General features: G+C 34.2%; 3 protein-coding genes. 2 read left to right on the forward strand and 1 reads right to left on the reverse strand.

Going from position 1 to position 2,856, the window contains the following annotated elements; translation table 11 throughout:
* Both ACZQCL_RS08275 and ACZQCL_RS08280 read left to right on the forward strand, forming a co-directional pair.
* A partial coding sequence (locus ACZQCL_RS08275) for a shikimate kinase (protein WP_482482738.1) occupies window positions 1-1,315 on the forward strand: 1,315 nt, incomplete at its 5' end.
* A gap of 102 nt (window positions 1,316-1,417) precedes the next feature.
* Window positions 1,418-1,543 carry a hypothetical protein gene (locus ACZQCL_RS08280; protein WP_302806660.1) on the forward strand — a complete coding sequence of 42 codons (126 nt, stop codon included), beginning with the start codon at window positions 1,418-1,420 and terminating at the stop codon, window positions 1,541-1,543.
* On the opposite strand, the gene ACZQCL_RS08285 is transcribed toward ACZQCL_RS08280, so the two are convergent.
* Window positions 1,535-2,719, reverse strand: a complete 1,185-nt coding sequence (locus tag ACZQCL_RS08285; RefSeq protein ID WP_417404290.1) for an IS110 family RNA-guided transposase — start codon at window positions 2,717-2,719, stop codon at window positions 1,535-1,537. The genes ACZQCL_RS08280 and ACZQCL_RS08285 overlap by 9 nt on opposite strands.
* Window positions 2,720-2,856: the final 137 nt, after the last annotated feature.

A 2,856-nucleotide genomic window follows, 5' to 3' on the forward strand; every position in this document is an offset into this window, starting at 1 on the left:
AAAGTGCTGTTCTAGAAAAAGAGGAAATGATATGAAATACGGATTGATAGGTGAGCACTTGGGGCATAGTTTCTCCAAACAAATTCAGACAAGAATTGCAGAGATTGAGAACGTAAAAGATTATGACTACCAATTGGTGGAATTAGATAAAGAAGAATTCAAAGAATTTATGGAAAAGAAAGATTTCAAAGGAATCAACGTGACTATTCCATATAAAAAGGATGTCATTCCTTACTTAGATGAAATGGATGAGAGTGCTAAAGCTATTGGTGCCGTCAATACAATCATCAATGTAGATGGCAAATTAAAAGGGTACAATACAGACTTTGGCGGATTCTTATATATGGTTAAAGCCCACGACGTACATATGGAAGGAAAAAAAGTTTTGATTATTGGTAACGGTGGTGCATGTGCTGCTGTTAAAGCCGTTTGTAAACATGAAAACGCAAAAGACATTGTGATTGTTTCAAGAAGTGCAAATCGTGGTGCCATTGGATACGATGAAATGTATACATCCCATTTAGATGCAGATATTGTCGTCAATACAAGTCCTGTAGGAATGTTTCCAAATATTGTGAATGCACCAATTGATGTAAGCTGGTTCCATAAATTAGAATGTGTATTAGATGTTGTATACAACCCAATTCTTACACGTTTATGTTTTGAAGCTCAAGAAGCCGATATCAAGCGTGTGATTGGTTTAGAGATGTTGATTGCGCAAGCCAAATATACATTTGAAATTTTTGAAAATATGTCTTTTGACGATTCTATCATTGATGAAATCAAAAAGGAGATGTTGAAAGATCGTTGTAACATCGTATTAATTGGTATGCCAAGTGCTGGTAAAACAACTATTGGTAAAATGCTTGAAGAAAAGCTTGGAAAAGAATTTTTCGACTTAGACGATATGATTATTGCCAAAGCCGGCAAAAGCATTCCAGAAATCTTCCAAGAATCTGGAGAAACTGGATTTAGAGCGATTGAAACAGAAGTTGCGATTGAAGCTAGTAAGATGAACAATAAAATTATTGCGACAGGTGGTGGTGTCGTTAAACATAAAGTCAATATGGACTTTTTACGTTTAAATGGAATTACGATCTTCATTGATCGTGGTATCGATAAATTAATTAGTTCCGATCCAAATAGACCTTTATCAAGTTCTAAACAAGCCCTTCAACAAATGTATAAAGAAAGATACCCATTGTACCAAAAATACGCTGCTTATATAGCTGTCAACAATGCGAATATTGAAGAAACGGTTGATGATATTGTGAATACCTATCACAGCATTTTAATTGATGCCGTTGCAGAGTAGCGAGAAGGTTTATCATCTTCTCGTTTTCTTTTAAAAAGCTAACTATATAAAATTCAAGTATTTTTTTAAAAAAGTTTGAAAATATAAAATAACTGGAAATTTATGGCTAGTTTTAAATTGATCTTCGAAAATGTGAATATTGGATTAAATTTAGGCATGACGAAAAGAACTTTTAAAATGCGTTTTTTTAAAAGTTCAGGTGCTTTAGATGCATTTGTCTTATCTTAATAATGCAGGATCAAATGATTGTCCTGTTTCTAGTAAATGATAAATGATTCTAAGCAGCTTTCTAATGCAGTGACCTTGAGCGCAACGGTGTCCTTTACCTTGAGAAATCTTTAATAGATAGTATTTCTTGAATACAGGATTATTGTTAATTACAGGCAGTATGATTTGATACAAAGTCTTTCTAAGATATTTAGATCCTTTCTTAGTTATGGCAGTGTGCTGGGCGTTGTATTGACTCGATTCATAGTGATAGGGGGCTACTCCTGCAAATTTAATGATTTGAGAAGGCTTAGAATAATTGCCAATATCTCCTAATTCGGCTAAAATAGAAGTACCAGAGAAATGAGAAATCCCTGGAATGCTTAGGATAGGAGAGTTGTTTGTGATTGAGAACTCTTCTATTTTTTTATCTATTTCAGCGATTTGCTCTTTAATAAGCGTGATTTGGCTTACCAAGTGTTTGATCTGTATAGTTTCAACTTCTGAAGAGATTCCAATAGAATTCTTAGCACATTCTTTTAACTTTTCAGGAGTCAATGAAATGCGATTGCCCTTACCTTTGATTTCAAAAAATTTACGAATTGTACGAATGTCTGTAGAAGCAATAGCTTCAGCACTGCCAAACGTTTTAAGAAGATTCATGTAAACAATGCCATATTTCGAGCTGAACAAAGTGTTAAATTCAGGGAAAACAAGATCAATCGATTTCTGTAGTCGATTACAGTAGACATTGAGTTCTTCCTTTAAATTGTGGTGATGGCGAGTCAATTGCCTTTGTTCATACAAATCAAAACGGTCAACTTTAGTAATACGATACTGTTTCTTACGCTCAGGAGTATCTAGAACATCACAAATGGTGATTGTATCCAGCTTGTCATTCTTAGTAATGCCACCTTCCATCTTACGTGTAAGATCTGTCGTTTTAGGGTTGATCAAGGCAACAGTATATCCGTTGCTAAGAAGAAATTTTAGAAGAGCAACATGGTAATGCCCCGTGTCTTCCATACCAATTAAAATTGATTTTTTAGAATACGGTTTAAGAGAGTTGATCAGAAAGTCAAATCCTTCTTTGTTGTTAGAAAAAGAAGTAGGTGTAACATTGAATTCACCAGTTTCTTTGTCCATGACACAGAAGTGATGACTGTTCTTTCCAACATCGATACCAACTAATTTCATAAATAAACATCCTTTCTTGATTAAAATTTGTGAAAGTGGTTATCCACAACACTTAGACCACAAAACCTGGTTCAAAATACGAATTCAAAGACTCATCTAACTAATCACTGTTTTGGAATAAGGTGTGGTAAGAACCT

This window comes from Holdemanella sp. (assembly GCF_056804935.1).